General features: G+C 65.9%; 15 protein-coding genes and 1 pseudogene. 7 read left to right on the forward strand and 9 right to left on the reverse strand.

Going from position 1 to position 17026, the window contains the following annotated elements:
• Positions 1 to 68: 68 nt before the first annotated feature.
• Both CAP13_RS01230 and CAP13_RS10165 read right to left on the reverse strand, forming a co-directional pair.
• A complete protein-coding gene (locus tag CAP13_RS01230; protein WP_085829851.1) occupies positions 69 to 422 on the reverse strand; it encodes a hydrogenase maturation nickel metallochaperone HypA in 354 nt (117 codons plus the stop codon).
• Between the two features lie 113 nt (positions 423 to 535).
• A complete protein-coding gene (locus CAP13_RS10165) occupies positions 536 to 1261 on the reverse strand; it encodes a 4Fe-4S binding protein (RefSeq protein WP_245798850.1) in 726 nt (241 codons plus the stop codon).
• A gap of 132 nt (positions 1262 to 1393) precedes the next feature.
• Between CAP13_RS10165 and CAP13_RS10170 the strand changes: the two genes are divergently transcribed.
• Together CAP13_RS10170 and CAP13_RS10460 are read left to right on the forward strand one after the other, a co-directional pair.
• Positions 1394 to 2023, forward strand: coding sequence for a FecCD family ABC transporter permease (locus CAP13_RS10170; protein WP_245798857.1), 630 nt, complete (start codon positions 1394 to 1396; stop codon positions 2021 to 2023).
• Positions 2013 to 2519, forward strand: a complete 507-nt coding sequence (locus CAP13_RS10460) for an ATP-binding cassette domain-containing protein (RefSeq protein WP_143764861.1) — start codon at positions 2013 to 2015, stop codon at positions 2517 to 2519. Before CAP13_RS10170 ends, CAP13_RS10460 begins: the two co-directional genes overlap by 11 nt.
• Positions 2520 to 2616: 97 nt before the next feature.
• Here the strand turns inward: CAP13_RS10460 and CAP13_RS01250 are convergent.
• Positions 2617 to 4302, reverse strand: a pseudogene (locus CAP13_RS01250) (FAD-dependent oxidoreductase); the annotation flags it as partial.
• An 81-nt stretch (positions 4303 to 4383) separates the two neighbouring features.
• On the opposite strand from CAP13_RS01250, the gene CAP13_RS01255 reads away from it, so the two are divergent.
• From CAP13_RS01255 to CAP13_RS01265, 3 genes are all read left to right on the forward strand, one after another.
• A complete protein-coding gene (locus CAP13_RS01255) occupies positions 4384 to 5016 on the forward strand; it encodes a TetR/AcrR family transcriptional regulator (RefSeq protein WP_085829855.1) in 633 nt (210 codons plus the stop codon).
• Positions 5017 to 5059: 43 nt separating this feature from the next.
• Positions 5060 to 6073: a DUF5692 family protein gene (locus CAP13_RS01260; RefSeq protein ID WP_085829856.1), complete on the forward strand. Its 1014-nt coding sequence runs from the start codon at positions 5060 to 5062 to the stop codon at positions 6071 to 6073.
• 123 nt (positions 6074 to 6196) lie between these two features.
• Positions 6197 to 6616 carry a hypothetical protein gene (locus CAP13_RS01265; protein WP_085829857.1) on the forward strand — a complete coding sequence of 140 codons (420 nt, stop codon included), beginning with the start codon at positions 6197 to 6199 and terminating at the stop codon, positions 6614 to 6616.
• A gap of 159 nt (positions 6617 to 6775) precedes the next feature.
• Here CAP13_RS01265 and CAP13_RS09795 read toward each other — a convergent pair whose 3' ends face one another.
• The 6 genes from CAP13_RS09795 to dnaK form a co-directional block, all read right to left on the reverse strand.
• Complete coding sequence (locus tag CAP13_RS09795; protein WP_179184871.1) at positions 6776 to 6946, reverse strand: hypothetical protein; 171 nt, start codon at positions 6944 to 6946, stop codon at positions 6776 to 6778.
• A gap of 100 nt (positions 6947 to 7046) precedes the next feature.
• Positions 7047 to 9650, reverse strand: a complete 2604-nt coding sequence (gene clpB / locus CAP13_RS01270) for an ATP-dependent chaperone ClpB (RefSeq protein ID WP_085829858.1) — start codon at positions 9648 to 9650, stop codon at positions 7047 to 7049.
• A 798-nt stretch (positions 9651 to 10448) separates the two neighbouring features.
• Positions 10449 to 10865, reverse strand: a complete 417-nt coding sequence (locus tag CAP13_RS01275) for a heat shock protein transcriptional repressor HspR (RefSeq protein ID WP_085829859.1) — start codon at positions 10863 to 10865, stop codon at positions 10449 to 10451.
• Between the two features lie 48 nt (positions 10866 to 10913).
• On the reverse strand, positions 10914 to 11855 hold the full coding sequence (locus CAP13_RS01280) for a DnaJ C-terminal domain-containing protein (protein ID WP_085829860.1): 942 nt from the start codon (positions 11853 to 11855) through the stop codon (positions 10914 to 10916).
• Positions 11856 to 11954: 99 nt separating this feature from the next.
• Positions 11955 to 12734 carry a nucleotide exchange factor GrpE gene (locus CAP13_RS01285; RefSeq protein ID WP_085829861.1) on the reverse strand — a complete coding sequence of 260 codons (780 nt, stop codon included), beginning with the start codon at positions 12732 to 12734 and terminating at the stop codon, positions 11955 to 11957.
• Between the two features lie 2 nt (positions 12735 to 12736).
• On the reverse strand, positions 12737 to 14638 hold the full coding sequence (gene dnaK, locus CAP13_RS01290) for a molecular chaperone DnaK (protein WP_085829862.1): 1902 nt from the start codon (positions 14636 to 14638) through the stop codon (positions 12737 to 12739).
• A gap of 284 nt (positions 14639 to 14922) precedes the next feature.
• Here dnaK and CAP13_RS01295 point away from each other — a divergent pair, with 284 nt between their 5' ends.
• Both CAP13_RS01295 and menA read left to right on the forward strand, forming a co-directional pair.
• Positions 14923 to 15186 (forward strand): 4Fe-4S dicluster domain-containing protein, encoded by a 264-nt coding sequence (locus tag CAP13_RS01295; RefSeq protein ID WP_143764862.1) that lies wholly within the window; start codon positions 14923 to 14925, stop codon positions 15184 to 15186.
• Positions 15187 to 15864: 678 nt separating this feature from the next.
• The gene (gene menA / locus CAP13_RS01300; RefSeq protein ID WP_085829864.1) at positions 15865 to 16989 is read left to right on the forward strand and encodes a 1,4-dihydroxy-2-naphthoate octaprenyltransferase; all 1125 of its coding nucleotides are present in this window, start codon (positions 15865 to 15867) and stop codon (positions 16987 to 16989) included.
• Positions 16990 to 17026 lie beyond the last annotated feature (37 nt).

Consider the following 17026-nt stretch of genomic DNA (forward strand, 5'->3'; position numbering starts at 1 on the left):
TCACACCAGCGAGACCGAATGGCACGGCGGCGTTGCGGCGGCATAGAGGGCCGAAACAAACCCGGCCCCTAGCCGGCCTCCGCAGTGGCGATCTCCTTGATGACGGCTTCCTGACCCTGTACCAGGTACGTCTTCCCACTCCCGCAGTGCGGGCAGGTCTTCCCATGCGCAACCGTCGCATAGGTCTCGCCGCAACCCTCGCAGAACGTCAGGGCATCCACCTGCTCCAACACGAGCTCGCAACCGTCCATGAGCGGCTTCTTCGAGCACGCCCAGCGCCAGCAGTCGGCGAGGTACTCCGGAACGATTCCCGAGACCTCGCCGAGCTCCAGCGTCACCGTCGACACGCGGGCGATGCCGTTCTCAGCGGCCACCTGCTCGACGCTCTCGATGATGTTGAACACGATTCCCAGCTCGTGCATGGTGTTCCCCTCAGCCGCACCGCACGGAGATCCCGTGCGGCTCATGACGGCATCCCTCACATCCAGATGCGTGCCCGAGCGGCAGCTCACCGCCCGGGCACACGCAACACGTCCTACTTCTTAGCCCCGAAGCGGATCTTGATCTCCCGCTTGACGGCGTACTTCAGCAACCCGCCGATCTTCTTCTCGGCCTTCACCATCCGGCTGCACTCCGGTCGCTCGCGATACAGGTGGATCGCGTCGAAATCGCACTTCGTGGTGCAGAGGCCGCAGCCGATGCACTTGTTCTCGTCAACCACCGAGGCGCCGCATCCGAGACAGCGAGCCGTCTCAGCCTTGACCTGCTCCTCCGTAAAGGTGCGCACATACTCGCTGAATGGATGCTCGCGCTCGATCGCATGGTCGACCGTCGGGACGCCGCGGCTCCCCGTGTCATAGCTGCCCGGATCGACCTGCTCACGGTCGATCTGGCGGTACATCCGGGGATTGCGCCCAATGGTGAGCGTAGCGTCCTGCACGAACCGGTGGATCGAGACGGCCGCCTCATGGCCTGCCGCGATCGCGTCGATCGCGAACTTGGGCCCGGTGTAGACGTCCCCGCCCACGAAGATGTCAGGCTCTGCAGTCTGGTAGGTCACCGGGTCTGCCACCGCGCCCCGGCCGCGCCCGAGCTCGACGGCGCTGTCCGCGAGCAGATCACCCCACTCAATACTCTGGCCGATGGAGAAGACCACGCGATCGGCCTCCACGACGCGCACGTCCTCCTCGTCGTACTCCGGCGCGAACCGACCCTCGTCATCGAAAACCCGCAGGCAGCGCTTGAATGCGATCCCACTCACGCGCCCGTCCTCGACGAGCACCTCGCGCGGACCCCAGCCGCAGGCGATGGCGACCCCGTCCGCGGCGGCCTCCCGGCGCTCCTCCTCGCTCGCCGGCNCTGGCTCTCCCCCCTGGCCGCCTTCGTCGGGGCACTGGCGGCGGCGCTCACGGTATTCACCCTGGCCTTCGGGGCCGGGGCCGGGCGGCTCGCCATCATCCTCACGGGCATGGCGCTCACCGCGGTCTTCACCGCCGGCATCAACCTCATCCTCATCGTGAACCCCGACGCGTACGTGGGCTCCGCACGCTTCATCGTGGGCGGGCTCAACGGGGTGCTCATGCGCGACCTCGCGGGACCCGCGGCGCTGATAGCTGCGGGGCTTGGTGTTGCCTGCCTGTGCGGACGCGGGCTCGACGTGATCCAGCTCGGCGATGCCGCGGCCCACGGGCTCGGCTTGCCGGTGCGCCGGTTCCGCCTCGCGATGCTCGCCTGCGCGGCCCTGCTGGCCGGCGCCGCCGTGAGCTTCGCCGGACTCCTGGGCTTTGTGGGGCTCATCGTGCCGCATGTGGCGCGAGCGATCATCCGGAGCGGCTCGCGGGCCCAGCTCATGCTCTCCGCCCTCCTCGGGGCCGCCTTCGCCTGCGCCTGCGACCTGTTCGCGCGCGTGGCGTTCGCCCCGTTTGAGGTGCCGGTGGGGATCATCATGGCCTTCCTCGGTGGGCCGTTCTTCGTGGTGCTGATCGTGCGGAGCAGGAGGCGGGGTGAGGACGATGCGGTGTGAGGAAAGCGGGACGGAACGTGCAGAGTTCCTTTCCGAGGGCACTTCCCACCGTGCTGCGCACGTCCGGGCGGGCGATGCGACCGGTGCGGCCCCTGGTGCCGCGGCGTCCCTCTCCTTCCAAGATCTCACCTTCGCGCGCGGATCCCATACGGTGATCGACGGCCTCACTTACCAAGTGAGCTGCGGTAAGGTCACCTGCCTGGTGGGATGCAACGGCTGCGGGAAGTCGACGCTGCTCGGACTCGCCGGCGGCATGCTGCGGCCACGCTCGGGGGACATGCGGCTCTTCGGCCGCAGCCTCGGCGCGATCGATGCGCGCGAACGGGCCCGCGCGCTCGCGATCCTCACACAAGGGGGTCCGGCGCCGGCCATGCGCGTGCGGGACTTCGTAGCCCTTGGGCGTTTTCCGTATCGAGGAGCGGAGGAGGCAGCAAACGATGGGGAGGCCGTTGGGCGAGCGCTCGGNGGCAGCCGATGGCGACGTAGAACGCCTTGAAGCCCTGATCGCGCAGCTCGGCGAGGGTCACGTCGCGCCCGACCTCGACGCCGTAGCGGAACTCGGCGCCCATGGCCTCGATCACGTCCACCTCGGCCTGGACCACGTCCTTCTCCAGCTTGTAGCTGGGGATGCCGTACGTGAGCATACCTCCCGGTCGGGCGTTCCGCTCGAACACCACCGGGTGGTAGCCCTTCTCGGCCAGGTAGAACGCGCAGGACAGACCTGCGGGCCCCGCGCCGATGATGGCGACCTTCTCCTCGAAGTCGCCCTGCACGCGGGGCCGCACCTTCTTCGGGATGTAGCGCGTTGCGGCGTCGAGGTCCTGATCGGCGATGAACTTCTTGACCTCGTCAATCGCGACGGCGCGGTCGACGGCGCCGCGGGTGCAGGCGTCTTCGCACCGGCGGTTGCACACGCGGCCGCAGACGGCAGGCAGCGGGTTCTCGCGCTTGATGAGGGCGAGCGCGTCGGTGTAGCGCCCCTGGGCGGCAAGCTTGAGGTAGCCCTGGACACCGATGTGCGCCGGGCAGGCGGTCTTGCACGGCGCCGTGCCGGTGTCGTAGGTCTCAATGCGGTTCTTGTTGCGGTAATCGGGGCTCCACTTCTCCGGGCCCCACTTCACGGCATCGGGAAGCTCCTGCTTGGGGTACTCGGGCACGCGCCCGGTGTCCTTGGCGCAGAGCTTCTGCCCGAGCTTCACGGCACCGGCCGGGCACACCTCGACGCAGCGGCCGCAGGCCACGCAGTTCTCGGTCTTCGTGCGGGCAACGTAGGCGGAGCGCGAGAGGTTCGGGGTGTTGAACAGCTGGCTCGTGCGCAGGGCGTAGCAGACGTTCACGTTGCAGTTGCAGATCGCGAAGATCTTGTCCTCACCGTCGATGTTGGTGATCTGGTGCACGAAGCCGTTGTCCTCGGCCTGCCGGAAGATCGCACGTGCCTCCTCGCGGTCGATGTAGCGGCCGCGAGCGGTCTCGACGATGTAATCGGCCATATCCCCCACGGCGATGCACCAGTCATTGAAGTCGTCACCGCACGCTTCACCGAGCACCTTGCGGCTCATGCGGCAGCTGCACGCAGAAGCGGCGTACTTGCCGTCGTACTTGTCGAGCCAGTGCTCGATGTGCTCGATGGAGATGGACTGGTTCTCCTGCTCGATGGCCTTCTCAACGGGAATGACGTGCATGCCGATGCCACCGCCACCGGGAGGCACCATGGGCGTGGCGCGGGTGAGCGGGCCCTTGCTCGCCTGCTCGAAGAACTTGGCGAGCGCCGGATGCGCCTCCAGCTGCTCGATGCGCATGTTGAGGAACTCGGCCGATCCGGGAACGAGCATGGGCAGCATCCACTGCTTGGTGCGGCTCGGGTTCTCCCAGTTGTACTCGAGCATGCCGATATACGAGAGGTCGTCGAGCATCGGCTCCAGACGCTCGGCGGGAAGTCCCGTGGCCCGCACCGCGGCGTCGAGCGTATAGGGGACGCGCACCTTGAGGCGGCAGAGCATGTCGGCCTGCTCGTCGGTGCAGGCCGCATCGAAGGCCCAGTACTCGTACGGCAGGATGTTCTTCTTGCCGATGAGCCGGTTCGTGCAGTGCCGGCAGAGCGACACGATGGACGACCGCGGGTTCTCCGGGATGGGCGGCACGAACTCCGCGCCGATGTCCGGCTCGAGATAGCTGATGCCGGGTCCGTTCAAGATCATGGCTTCTCCCCTCCCTGGGGCGTCCCGCCGGATGTCATCCCCGTCGCGAGATGCCGTTCGCCAAAAATGCCTGCAACTCATCGATTTACATATTGACGGAATGTCAATAACAAACAAGACTGTATTCGGCCAGGTGCAGAACGCGTCGGCAAAGGGGGAGTGATGAAAGAGGGCGAGACCAAGCAGGAATCCTCGCACCGCGAGCGCCTGTCGGCAGACGATCGGCGCCGCGATATCCTCTCCGCCGTGCGCGACCTCTGCGCCGAACAGGGTGTGGGCTCGCTCTCCGTGTCGAGCATCACCGAGCGCGTGGGCTGCACCCGCTCCCTCTTCTACCATTACTTCCCCGATAAGCAGGCCGCCATCGACGCCACCCTTGACGACATGATCGAGGACGTGATCGAGCAGATCGGCGCGTGGAACGCCTCGCGCGTGCAGGGCGATATAGACGGGGCCCTCGACTCCGTCGTCGTACTGCTCAAGCGCCTCATCGTCGATCAGAACGACCTGCCCCTCTCCCTGACCTCCACAGGCGACGCGACCCTCTACACCGGGTTCGTGCACCGCGTGGCCGACCACGCCGCGCGCTATGTGCTCGACTCGACGGTCCGTGATTTCTCCCGCTTCCACTCGGTGCGCATCGACCACGTGTACGAGACGTTCTACGTGCTCATCACCGGTCTCGTCATGTTCATGCGCACGCACCCCGAGGCCCCCGAGGCCACGATCAAGGACATCATCGCCAGCACGCTTCATATTGAGAAGTACACCGCGAAGCACGCGGACCGCAGCTGAGTGCCGCGGGGTCCTCGCTGGCGATCGAGGAAAGGAGAAGGAGATGCTGTTCGAGGTCTATGGGGAGCATGCCATATGGCAATGGCTCGGATGGGCGATTGTGTTCGTCGGGCTGATACTCGCCAATGAGTTCGCGCGCAGGTCCAAGGTGGGCGGTCTCATCATGTTCGGGGCCCTGCCCGCAGCCATGACCGTCTACTGCATCGCCATCGGCGTGGGGGTCGCCCAGGGGCAGGAGTGGGCGCTCACGAACCCCACGCACATCTACCAGAACAGCTGGTTCCACTATGCGAAGGTCTACGCGGCCCTCGCCGGTTGCATCGGCTTCATGATCATCAAGTACAAGTGGGGCCGGCTCGGCCGCGCCCACTGGTTCCGCGCCTGGCCGTTCGTGATCGTGGCCATCAACATCCTGATCGCGGTCGTGTCCGACTTTGAGAGCGCGTACCACTTCTTCGTGCTCGGCGAGACCACCTGGGTGACCTCGGAGGGCGCCACGCAGCTCGCAGGCTGGAACAACGTGTTCAACGGGCTCGCGGGCCTGATCAACATCTTCTGCATGACGGCCTGGTGGAGTGTCTACTCCTCCAAGGACGAGCGCGACATGCTCTGGCCCGACATGACCTGGGTCTTCATCATCGCCTACGACGTCTGGAACTTCTGCTACACCTACAACTGCCTGCCGCACCACGCGTGGTACTGCGGATTCGCCCTGCTGCTCGCGCCCACGATTGCGAACGCCCTCTGGAACAAGGGCGGCTGGATCCAGAACCGCGCCTTCACGCTGGCCATCTGGTGCATGTTCGCCCAGGTGTTCCCCGCCTTCCAGGAGGAGAGCGCCTTCGCCGTGCGCTCGACGCTGAACCCCGCGACGGCGAACACCGTCGCCGCGATCGCGCTCGCCGTCAACATCGCGGCGATCTGCTATGTGGTCTACCGTGCGCGCAAGCTCAAGGTGAACCCGTACACGCAGGATGTCTTCCGCGGCACACGCGATTGGGAGCAAGCCGAGGCGCGTCGCGGCGCCGTGGCGGACGACCCCGCGCTGACGGCATAACGTTTCTTGACCGCCAACCGTCCGCGCTTTGAAACAGGGCGTGCGGGTATCATGAAAGGGCCGGGTGCAGCGGGCATCCGGCCCTTTTGTCAGCACGCATCCGGCTCATGCAAGGAGACCGCCATGTCAGAGAACCGCAAGCTCCTCAAGATCGTCAGCCTCATTCAGGCGCCACTCGGGTTGGCGCTGATCATACTCGGTGTGCTCGCCCTCGCGGGCGGCGTCGGCATGGCCGCCGATCCCCAGATGCTCGGCAACCCCGTTGAAGCGAGCGTGTTCCGCCTGATCAGCGGCATCGGAGCTCTTGTGGCCGGGCTGCTCGCGCTCGCAGCAGCCGTGCTGGGGATCCGCGGATCGAACCGCCCGCGCGCCTTGGGGTCGCATCGGACGCTCGCGCTCCTCAGCACGATCCTCAGCGTCCTCCTCGTTATCCTTGCGGCCACCGGTGCCCTCGTCATAACGGTTCTGGCGGCTGTGGCATGCATCCTGGGGATCGCCTCGTTCATCTACGACGGGCGCGTGCGCCACGAGCTCGACCGGTAGGCAGCGGCTCACCTTTCCCGATCTGAGCCTCACACGTAGAGTGAGGCTCACAACATCGACCTGTGCGACGAAAACGTGGCCCCAAAGACAGATGCTCCGGGGGCCACGTGCATCCTAGTGCCGCCCGCTGCGCAGCGCGCCTACATCTGATGCCGAGCCTTAATCCCAGGGGTCGCGTTCGAAGAGCGGTTCCGGGTCCGGCCGGCGGTCCGAATACGGATCGTATCCGTCATCGTCCTCGTTCTCGGCGCGGATGCAGGGATCGGGCTCACTCTCCGCTCGCCGGTCCATACGACCTGCTCGACCCGTCTTCTCAGATCCATCGCTCATATGCGCTCCTCCCGCCCACGAGTCTCGGCATCTCAGGATACGCGATTGGGCACCGCGGCGCGCGCGGTGCCCTCTTGGTCGCGTCTGCGTTCGCCCGTGTTTACGCCTGCGCCGCCGCTCCCGCGGCCACGTTCACGCTGAAGGCGCCATCCGTGCCCACGTCGAGCACGATGGCGTCGCCCTCGTGCACGCGGCCGTCGATGATCGCGCTCGCGATGGCGTCTACCACCTCGCGCTGGATCAGGCGCTTCAGCGGACGGGCACCGAACACGGGGTCCAGGCCGCCCACGGCGAGCATTTGCTGGACTGCCGGCGAGACACTGACCGTCATACGGTCCTTCGCCAGGCGGGCGCGCACATCGGCGAGCTGGATGTCCACGATCTTCTCGATCTGGGCCATCCCGAGCGGATGGAAGACCACGATGTCGTCGATGCGGTTGAGGAACTCCGGCCTGAACGTGCGATTCATGATCTCGTCAACCTGACGCCGCATCTCCTCGTCGTCCGTGCCCGCGAGCTCGGCGATCACACCCGACCCCACGTTCGAGGTCATGATGATGATCGTGTTCTTGAAGCTCACCTGCCGCCCCTGGCCGTCCGTCAGGCGGCCGTCGTCAAGCACCTGTAGGAGCACGTTGAACACATCGGGATGTGCCTTCTCCATCTCGTCGAGCAAGATGACGGAGTACGGGCGACGGCGAACTGCCTCGGTCAGCTGACCGCCCTCGTCGTAGCCCACGTATCCCGGAGGCGCACCGATGAGTCGCTGGACGCTGAACTTCTCCATGTACTCCGACATGTCGATGCGCACGAGAGCCCGCTCGTCGTCGAAGAGGCTCGCGGCGAGTGCCTTGGCGAGCTCGGTCTTGCCCACGCCGGTGGGGCCGAGGAAGAAGAAGCTGCCGATGGGCCGATCCGGGTCGGAGAGGCCGGCGCGCGAGCGACGCACGGCGGCAGCGACCGCGGAGACGGCCTCGTCCTGGCCGATCACGCGCTTGTGGAGCTCGGCCTCGAGCGTCTTCAGCTTCTCGAGCTCGCCCTGCATCATCTTGGACACCGGCACGCCGGTCCACGCGCTCACCACCTCGGCGATCTCATCCGAGGTCACCTGCTCGTTCAGGCCGCCGTCCCCGTTGTCCTTGCGCTCGGCCAGCTCGGCCTCGCCGTTCGCGATCTGTTGCTCGAGGCTCGGTATCACCGAGAAGCGGAGCTCGCCTGCGCGTGCCAGGTCGCCCTCGCGCGTCACGCGGTCGAGCTCGCCCTTGGCCTCGTCGAGATCGCTTTTGAGCTGACGTACCTTATCGATGGCGTTCTTCTGGTTGAGCCAGCCGGCCTTCTCAACGTTCAGGCGCTCCTGCAGCTCGGCAATCTCCTGCTGCAGCGTGGAGAGCCGCTCGGCCGAAGCCGCGTCGCTCTCCTTCTTGAGCGCCTCCTCCTCGATCTGCATCTGCGTGAGCTGGCGGGTCAGCGCGTCGATCGCGACCGGCATGGAGTCGAGCTCCATGCGCAGGCGGCTCGCCGCCTCGTCCACCAGGTCGATGGCCTTGTCGGGCAGGAAGCGATCGGCGATGTAGCGGTCCGAGAGGTCGGCTGCGGCCACGAGGGCGCTGTCCGTGATATGCACACCGTGGAAGATCTCGTACTTCTCCTTGAGGCCGCGCAGAATCGAGATCGTGTCCTCGACGCTCGGCTCAGACACGAGCACCGTCTGGAAGCGGCGGGCCAGGGCCGCGTCCTTCTCGATGTACTTGCGGTACTCATCGAGCGTGGTGGCGCCGATGGCGTGCAGGTCGCCGCGAGCGAGCGCCGGCTTCAGGATGTTGCCGGCGTCCATGGAGCCCTCGGTGGCGCCCGCGCCCACGATGGTGTGAAGCTCGTCGATGAAGAGGATCACGCGGCCGTCGGCCTGCTCGACCTCTTTCAACACGGCCTTCAGGCGATCCTCGAACTCGCCGCGGTACTTGGCACCTGCCACAAGGGCTGACATGTCAAGCTCGATGAGGTCGCGGTCGCGCAGGGTGCTCGGCACGTCGCCGGCGACGATGCGCTGGGCGATACCCTCGACGATGGCGGTCTTACCCACGCCAGGCTCGCCGATGAGCACCGGGTTGTTCTTCGTGCGCCGCGAGAGCACCTGGATGGTGCGGCGGATCTCGTCGGTGCGGCCAATGACCGGGTCGAGCTTGCCCGAGCGGGCCAGGTCGCAGATGTTGCGCCCGTACTGGTTGAGTGCGTCGAATTGCAGGTGGTCGTCCTCGCTGGTGACCCGGTCGTCACCACGCAACTCCGTGTAGGTCTCCTCGATGCGCTCACGCGTGACGCCGGCGTCCGCGAGGATCCGGCCCGCGGTTCCCTTGTCCTCAGCGAGGGCCATGAGCAGGTGCTCAGTCACAACGAAGCTGTCCCCCATCTTGGAGGCCCGCTTCTCCGCGCGGTCGAGCACGCGCGTGAGCTCGTTGGAGAGCCCGATCTGCGCGCCCTGGACCTTAGGCGCGGCCTCAATGGCCTGCTGGGCGGCCGTTGCCAGCCGCCGGGGATCGGCGCCGATGCGCTCGATGATCACCGCGATGTTGCGCTCGCCGCTCTCAAGAAGGGCTGCGAGCAGATGCACGGGCTCAACCGCGCCGGCGGAGGCATCCCCCGCGATGCCGATGGCCGTCTGAAGCGCCTGCTTCGAGGTCATCGCCAACTTGTCGATTCTCATATGCTCACCTTTCCGCTGTGCGCCGGATACCCGAAGGCCCTAGCGCCGCCGCTGCTGCCAGCGGCATATCCGTTCGAGTTCTATTGTTGCCCCGGACAGCGGTTCTATTCAGAATCTAAGTCTCTCCATATAAGATTTTATGAGCGGTTGAATGGAAGGTGATGGTTGCGCGATGCGGGTATATCGAGCGCACGGCATGTGGAGCGGGCGCGTGCAGTGCATGGAGCGGATGCATGCCGGGATTGGGAGAAAAACGTCATCTCAAGGCAGTTACGAGGGCATTCTGCCTGAGAGCGCTGTCAAAAGTAGGTTATCGAGCCTGTGTGGACCGGCGGGCCGCGGACCAGACACCGGGGTACGGCCAGTGCGCGACCACGCACGCGGACGAGGAAAACGTCATCTCAAAGCAGCTTCAGGGGCGATCTGCCTGAGGACGCGGTCGAAAGTACGTTCTCGAGCTCATGTGGGTCAACTGGGAGCAAAACGTCATCTCGAGGCGGTCCAAAGGCCGATTTGCCAGAGAGCGCAGTTGAAAGTACGTTCTCGAACCCATATGGGCCAGCGGTGCAAAGCGGCGAGCGTCGGAACACGGGATGTCGCCACCCGCCTCGGCACGCAGCTGCAGTCCCTCTCCCACTCAAGGCCGCATGGGTCGCGCAATCGACGTGTCACTATAACCCAATACGCAATCTTAGCCAGTGCCCAACCATGCAACGCGCGGACTCGCCACGAGCGATTCACAGAGGCTATGTGGATGCGTACCTGCGTCCGCCGTCCTAATCAACCACCTCGATTTGCTTAGATCTTGTCCCCGTTGCCGAGCAGGCCCCGCAGGAACTGCTGCGGGTCGCCCACGCTGTCGCGCGGGGCGAGCGCCGTGATCTTCTTCTGCATGCGCAGCTCATGCAGTTCGTCCTCGGCGCGGCGCAGGCGCTCGCGCAGGCGGTTCATCTCGCGCTCGCGCTCGTCGGCCCGCTCCTTCATATCGAGGATGCGCACCACGCCCGCGAGGTTGATCCCCTCGTCGGTGAGCTGGTTGATGAGCTCTAAGCGCTCAATGTCGCTCTGCGAGTACAGGCGGGTGTTGCCTCCCGAGCGCTTGGGGTTCACAAGCCCCTTGGACTCGTACACGCGGAGGGTCTGCGGGTGCATGCCCGTGAGCTCCGCTGCCACGCTGATCATGTACAGCGGTTTGTCCCGTCCCTCCTGCGCCATGTCACCCGCCTGCCTTTCTCATCGGTGCGCCGGAGTTGGCGCCCTCTCCTACATCGTAGCGCGGAACCGCTCGACCTTCTCGCGGTAATCGCGGGTGTCGGCGTCGCGCAGAGCCGTGAGCGCCTCGCGTTCCTCGTCGGTGAGGGCGGTTGGCACTTTGACGACGACCTTCACCAACAGGGCACCGGTGCGTCCGCGGTGCTTCACGTCGGGCGCACCCATCTCCTTGAACCGGAAGGTCTTGCCGGTCTGCGTGCCCGCCGGTACCTTGAGGCGCACGGTGGCGCCACCTGGTGTGGGGACCTCGATCGAGCAGCCGAGCGCCGCCTCGTAGACCGAGACCGGCAGCTCCATCGTGACGTCGGCGCCCTTGCGCTTGAACAGCGGGTGCTTGGCCACGCGCGTGGTCACCACGAGGTCACCGCGCTCGCCGCCGTTCTGGCCGTACTCGCCACGGCGCTTGTAGCGGAGCTTGCCACCGTTGACCGCACCGGCCGGCACCGAGACCGAGATGGTCTGCTGCTCGCCCGTTGACGGGATCCGGTAGGTGACCTTGTGCGTCACGCCGCGAAAGGCGTCCTCGGCGGTCACGTCGACGGAGAGCGAGAGATCGCTCCCCCGCCGGGCCCGGTTGCGCGCGCCGCCGAAGCCCTGGCCCCAATCGGCGTTGAAGGCGCCCTCGCCGCGGAAGATGTTGCCGAAGATGTCGCCCCATGCGGCACCGCCCGGGGCTCCCCCGGCGTAGGTGTAGCCGCCCGGCGCGCCCTGGCCGGGAACTCCCCCGAACATAAGCATCTGGTCGTACTCACGGCGCTTGTCCGGGTGGGACAGCGTCTCGTAAGCCTCGCTGATCTCCTTGAACTTCTGCTCGTCACCGCCGCTGTCGGGGTGGTACTTCACGGCGAGCTTTCGGAATGCCTTCTTGATCTCATCGTCGGAGGCGTCTTTTGATACGCCGAGGACGTCATAGAAGTTCTTTGCCTGTGGCATATGCCTGCCTCCTTTCCAACAAGACGCGGCACCCGTTTCCGGAGGCCGCGTCAAAGAGGGCCCCGCAGCCGTTGCGGCTCCGGAGCCCTAGTGGTCGCGTTACTCCTCGGAACCCTCCGGCTCCTCGGGCTCGGGCGCCGGACGCTTGGCGCCGCCGTAGGTGACGGTCACCATCGCGGGGCGCAGGACCTTGCCGGCCATGCGGTACCCCTTCTGGTAGACGTCGTTGACCGTCTCGTCGAACTGGCTGGCGTCCTCGACGCGGCCCACTGCCTGGTGAACGTTGGGATCGAACGGCTCGCCGGCCGGCTCGATGGGCTCGACGCCCTCGTGCGAGAACACGCCGAGCAGCTTGGTGCGAACGGCGTCCACGCCCTCGACGAACTGGCTGAGGGACTCGTCCATCTCCTGGGCGCGGGCGTGCTCGATGGCGCGCTCCATGTCGTCCACGACCGGGAAGAGGGCGCAGATGAGCTTCTCGGTCGCCCGATCGCGCTCTTCGATGCGCTCCTTCGCCGTGCGCCGACGGAAGTTGTCCCAGTCGGCCTGCAGGCGCCCCACGCGATCCTGGGCGTCACGGGCCCGTTCATCGGCGGCCTCACGTGCCTCCTGAGCGGCCGTGAGCTCCTCCTGCAGGGCGGCGAGGTCGGCCTGGGTCTTCTCGAGCTTCAGCTTGAAATCCTCGTCAGCCGCCTGCTCGCCGGCGCGGATGGCCGCCTCGACCATCTCCTCCTCGGTCATCGCCGGGGCCTCCGCGGCCTCGTCCCCGGTATCGGGCGCCTCGTCAACGCCCTCCACGGTGGTCTTCACGTCCTTCTCCTCTGAGTCGGCGGAGGCGGGAGTCGCGGCCGCCTCCGTGCGTTCATTGCGGTCGGACATGATTACTTCTCGTCCGTGTCGTCGTCGACGACCTCGTAGTCAGCGTCGACCACATCGTCATCGGACGCGGGGGCATCGGCGCCCTCGGCGCCGGAGGCCTGCTGCGCATCGGCGTAGACGAGCTGCGCGAGCTTGTAGGAGACCTCCTGCAGCTTCTCGCCGGCCGCCTTGATGGCGTCCACGTCGGTGCCCTCGAGGGCGGTCTTGGCATCGGCGATCGCGGACTCGGCCTCGGACTTCACATCGCCGGAGACCTTGTCGCCGAGGTCGGCGAGGGTCTGCTCGGTGCTGTAGGCGAGCGAGTCGGTCTGGTTGCGGACCTCGACCTCCTCCTTCTGGCGCTTGTCCTCCTCGGCGTGGGACTCGGCATCCTTGACCATGCGGTCAACTTCCTCGTCGGAGAGGGCCGTGGAGCCGGAGATGGTGATGGACTGCTCCTTGCCCGTGCCCTTGTCCTTGGCGGAGACCTTCACGATGCCGTTGGCGTCGATGTCGAAGGTGACCTCGATCTGAGGCACGCCGCGGCGGGCGGCCGGGATGCCGGTGAGCTGGAACTTGCCCAGGCTCTTGTTGTCGCGGGCCAGCTCGCGCTCGCCCTGGAGGACGTTGATCTCAACGCTCGTCTGGTTGTCGGCGGCCGTTGAGTAGACCTCGGTCTTGCTCGTCGGGATCGTGGTGTTGCGGTCGATCATCTTCGTCATGATGCCGCCCATGGTCTCGACGCCGAGCGACAGCGGGGTCACGTCGAGCAGCAGGATGCCCTCGACGTCACCGGTGAGCACGCCGCCCTGGACGGCGGCGCCGTCGGCCACGACCTCATCGGGGTTGACGGACATGTTGGGCTGCTTACCGGTCATGCTCTTGACGAGATCCTGCACGGCGGGCATGCGCGTGGAGCCGCCGACGAGGATGACCTCGTCAACCTCGGAGAGGCTCACGTGGGCGTCGGAAAGCGCCTTGGTCACCGGGGCCTTGCAGCGCTCGAGGAGGTCGCGGGTGATCTTCTCGAACTCGGCGCGGGTGAGCGTGTAGTCGAGGTGCTTGGGGCCGGTGGCGTCAGCGGTGATGAAGGGCAGGTTGATCTGGGCCTGCTGGGCGGCGGAGAGCTCCTTCTTGGCGTTCTCAGCGGCCTCCTTCAGGCGCTGCAGGGCCATGGGGTCCTGACGCAGGTCGATGCCGTTGTCCTGCTGGAACTTGTCGGCCATCCAGTCGATGACGCGCTGATCCCAGTCGTCGCCGCCGAGGTGGTTGTCACCGTTGGTGGCGAGGACCTCGAAGACGCCGTCGGCGAGGTCGAGCAGGGAGACGTCGAAGGTGCCGCCGCCGAGGTCGAAGACGAGGATCTTCTGCTCCTTGTCCTTCTTGTCGAGGCCGTAGGCGAGGGCCGAGGCGGTGGGCTCGTTGACGATGCGCTTGACGTTCAGGCCCGCGATGCGGCCGGCGTCCTTGGTGGCCTGGCGCTGGGCGTCGTTGAAATAGGCCGGGACGGTGATGACGGCGTCGGAGATGGTCTCACCGAGGTACTTCTCGGCGTCGGCCTTCATCTTGGACAGCGTCATGGCGCTGATCTGCTCAGGCGTGTACTCCTCGCCGTTGATCACGACGACGCAGCGGCCGTTGGATCCCTCCTTGACCTCGTAGGGCACGGTCTTGAGCTCGTCCTGCACCTCGGAGAACTTGCGGCCCATGAAGCGCTTGATGGAGAAGACGGTGTTCTTGGGGTTGGTGACGGCCTGGTTCTTGGCCGCCTTGCCGACGATGCGGTCGCCCTCGGAGCGGAAGCCCACGACAGACGGGGTCGTGCGATCGCCCTCGGCGTTCACGATCGTGGTGGGGGCGCCGCCCTCGAGCACGGCCATGGCCGAGTTGGTGGTTCCGAGGTCGATTCCGAGAATCTTGCTCATTGAAATGGTCCTTCCTTTGATGGGGACGGACGGCATGCCCGGCCCGCTTTTCTTGCTCAGGCTCTACTATATCCCTTGAAGCACCTTGGTATACAAAATCTAAGTCAATACATATAAGATTTCTTATTATCTGCTATGTGAGGTTCAAAGCAGGGCACGAGCGCCGCAGCGTATGCGGGCCGCACAAGGCCGCCTGGGTATCGCAGCGGAAGAACCGCAGGTAGTTAGCCATGGATGACTCGGCGAACGGTCAGTGGAAGATGTCGCTACGGTCTTGCAAAGCGATGGGGGCGTGCTATGTTAACGCGAAGGGTTCGGTCCTGAAAGCCGGGGGCCGAAACGAACAGAGGAGAGGAAGCAACATGTCTCATCCAGTCATTGAGGCCGAGGAGTGCATCGCCTGCGGTGCCTGCGTCGACGCCTGCCCCACCGGTGTGCTCGAGCTCAACGACGTCGCCGTCGTTGCCGACGAGGACTCCTGCATCGCCTGCGCGGCCTGTCAGGACGCCTGCCCCACCGGCGCGATCACCGAGATCGTCGAGGAGTAGCTTCGCAAGAAGCATGTGGCCCCGTCGCCGCGGGACCTGGAGCGCCGGCATCGGATCCGATGCCGGCGCTTTTTTGTGCCGTCGCCCTCTGCTCTGGCATGGAAACCGGTATTGGTGTGCCCCCTCCTCCCCGGCGCGGCCACCGGCATCGGCACCCCTTGGCGCGTGCTGCGGGCAGCCCGACCCGGCGGTTCAACTTTTCCGTGCAGCCCTAGACGTGCCCCTCCCCGCCCTCACCTCCGCACGCGTCGTGAGCAAATCTCACGTCGTTGGTACAGGTTTTCTGGGCACGCGGTTAAACCTCCTCAGTTTGGTACAGGTCTACGCCATACGCGCATGTAGATCATAAAACTGCGCCGCGTTTGCCTCGTGGTTTCGTCACGCGTGCGGCTGGTCTACTTGGCCTGCGCCCCAAAACCTGTACCAAACTGAGGAGGTTTGCACCTATGTCGGCAGAACCTATACCAACGGCACGAAGTTTTCCTTCTTACGCGCTGTCGCACCGACATGGGGCCTTATCCTCGCAATCAAACCGATGACGCGCGGGTGTCGGGCGCCGTTCATCCCGCATGCGGGCCTCCGCGCCCGCCGAAAGCCGGATCGGGCGCAGTTTTCTCAGCTGTCCCGCACCGCGGGGCGGCTACCGTATAGCATGAACGCTTGTCGAAAGGAGAGGGAATGGACGAGGCGACCCAGCCCAGCAACTTGGAGGTCCGCGCCGCATGGATCGAGGCAGCGCGACCGCGCACGCTGCCCCTGGCTGCAAGTGGTTCCGTCGTCGCTGCCGGGGTCGCTGCGGCAGCAGGGTCCTTCAGGCCCGAAATCCTGGTGCTCATGCTCCTCGTCTCCATCCTGCTCCAGGTGATCGCGAACTTCGCCGACGACTACGGCGACCTCTCCCACGGCCTGGACGATGAGACCCGCGTGGGACCGAAGCGCGGGATGCAGCGCGGCATAATCACACCAGCCCAGATGCGTGTGGCGCTCATCGTGGCCTGTGCGTGCGCGCTTGTCCTCGGTGTCCTCCTTATATATGTGTCACTTTCCGCGGGACCGGCGCTGGGCGAGGACACGATGATCGTGGGGGCCATCCTCCTCGTCCTCGGCGTCGCTGCCATCGCGGCCGCCGTCCTCTACACCGTCGGGCCGCACCCGTATGGCTACCAGGGCCTGGGCGACCTCATGAGCTTCATCTTTTTCGGCCTGGTGGCGGTGGTCGCCGGGAGCTTCCTCCACACGCATACGCTTGGACTTGACGCCATGGTGATGGGTGTCGCCCTCGGCATGCCGGTGGCCGCGGTGATGAACATCAACAACATGCGCGATGCCACAGATGATGCGGCGAAGGGCAAGCGCACGGTCGCGAACCGGCTCTACGCCGCCGGCGAGCGTCGGGGCCGCGCCCTCGCCGCCGGCCGCACCGATGAGCAGATCGCAGCCATGGTAGCCGTCGTCGAACACGGCCCGCGCTCAGAAGCCGCGGTCGCCCCCGGTGAAATGACTGGCGCCACCACACGCCTCGCCGCCCTCACCGGCGAGCGCTACATGCGCATCTACCACGCCGCGCTCATCTACGCGGCGCTCATCCTGTTCTGCGCCGGCCTCTTCCTCGCTCGCGGCGCCTCGTTTGCCACCTGCCTGGGCGCGGCGGCCGTGTGCCTCGCCGCCATGCCGCTCTTCCAGGCGCTCTCGGGCGTGACCCATGAGCTCGACCACACCAAGCTCGACCGGTTCATGGCCCCCACAAGCATGGGAACAGTACTCGTGGCGATTGTCTGGACGCTCGCCTGCGCACTCATCTAACGAAGTTCTGACACGCTCGTGAAGCCCTTGGATTACC

It is taken from the genome of Collinsella vaginalis (assembly GCF_900176655.1).
GTDB lineage: Bacteria > Actinomycetota > Coriobacteriia > Coriobacteriales > Coriobacteriaceae > Collinsella > Collinsella vaginalis.

Bases quoted from the DNA above. Each gene is read 5' to 3' on its own strand.
- menA (WP_085829864.1), top strand. From the start codon at position 15,865: ATGGACGAGGCGACCCAGCCCAGCAACTTGGAGGTCCGCGCCGCATGG.
- CAP13_RS01230 (WP_085829851.1), bottom strand. From the start codon at position 422: ATGCACGAGCTGGGAATCGTGTTCAACATCATCGAGAGCGTCGAGCAG.
- dnaK (WP_085829862.1), bottom strand. From the start codon at position 14,638: ATGAGCAAGATTCTCGGAATCGACCTCGGAACCACCAACTCGGCCATG.
- CAP13_RS01295 (WP_143764862.1), top strand. From the start codon at position 14,923: ATGGGGGCGTGCTATGTTAACGCGAAGGGTTCGGTCCTGAAAGCCGGG.
- CAP13_RS01255 (WP_085829855.1), top strand. From the start codon at position 4,384: ATGAAAGAGGGCGAGACCAAGCAGGAATCCTCGCACCGCGAGCGCCTG.
- CAP13_RS01265 (WP_085829857.1), top strand. From the start codon at position 6,197: ATGTCAGAGAACCGCAAGCTCCTCAAGATCGTCAGCCTCATTCAGGCG.
- clpB (WP_085829858.1), bottom strand. From the start codon at position 9,650: ATGAGAATCGACAAGTTGGCGATGACCTCGAAGCAGGCGCTTCAGACG.
- CAP13_RS01285 (WP_085829861.1), bottom strand. From the start codon at position 12,734: ATGTCCGACCGCAATGAACGCACGGAGGCGGCCGCGACTCCCGCCTCC.
- CAP13_RS09795 (WP_179184871.1), bottom strand. From the start codon at position 6,946: ATGAGCGATGGATCTGAGAAGACGGGTCGAGCAGGTCGTATGGACCGG.
- CAP13_RS01275 (WP_085829859.1), bottom strand. From the start codon at position 10,865: ATGGCGCAGGAGGGACGGGACAAACCGCTGTACATGATCAGCGTGGCA.
- CAP13_RS01280 (WP_085829860.1), bottom strand. From the start codon at position 11,855: ATGCCACAGGCAAAGAACTTCTATGACGTCCTCGGCGTATCAAAAGAC.
- CAP13_RS01260 (WP_085829856.1), top strand. From the start codon at position 5,060: ATGCTGTTCGAGGTCTATGGGGAGCATGCCATATGGCAATGGCTCGGA.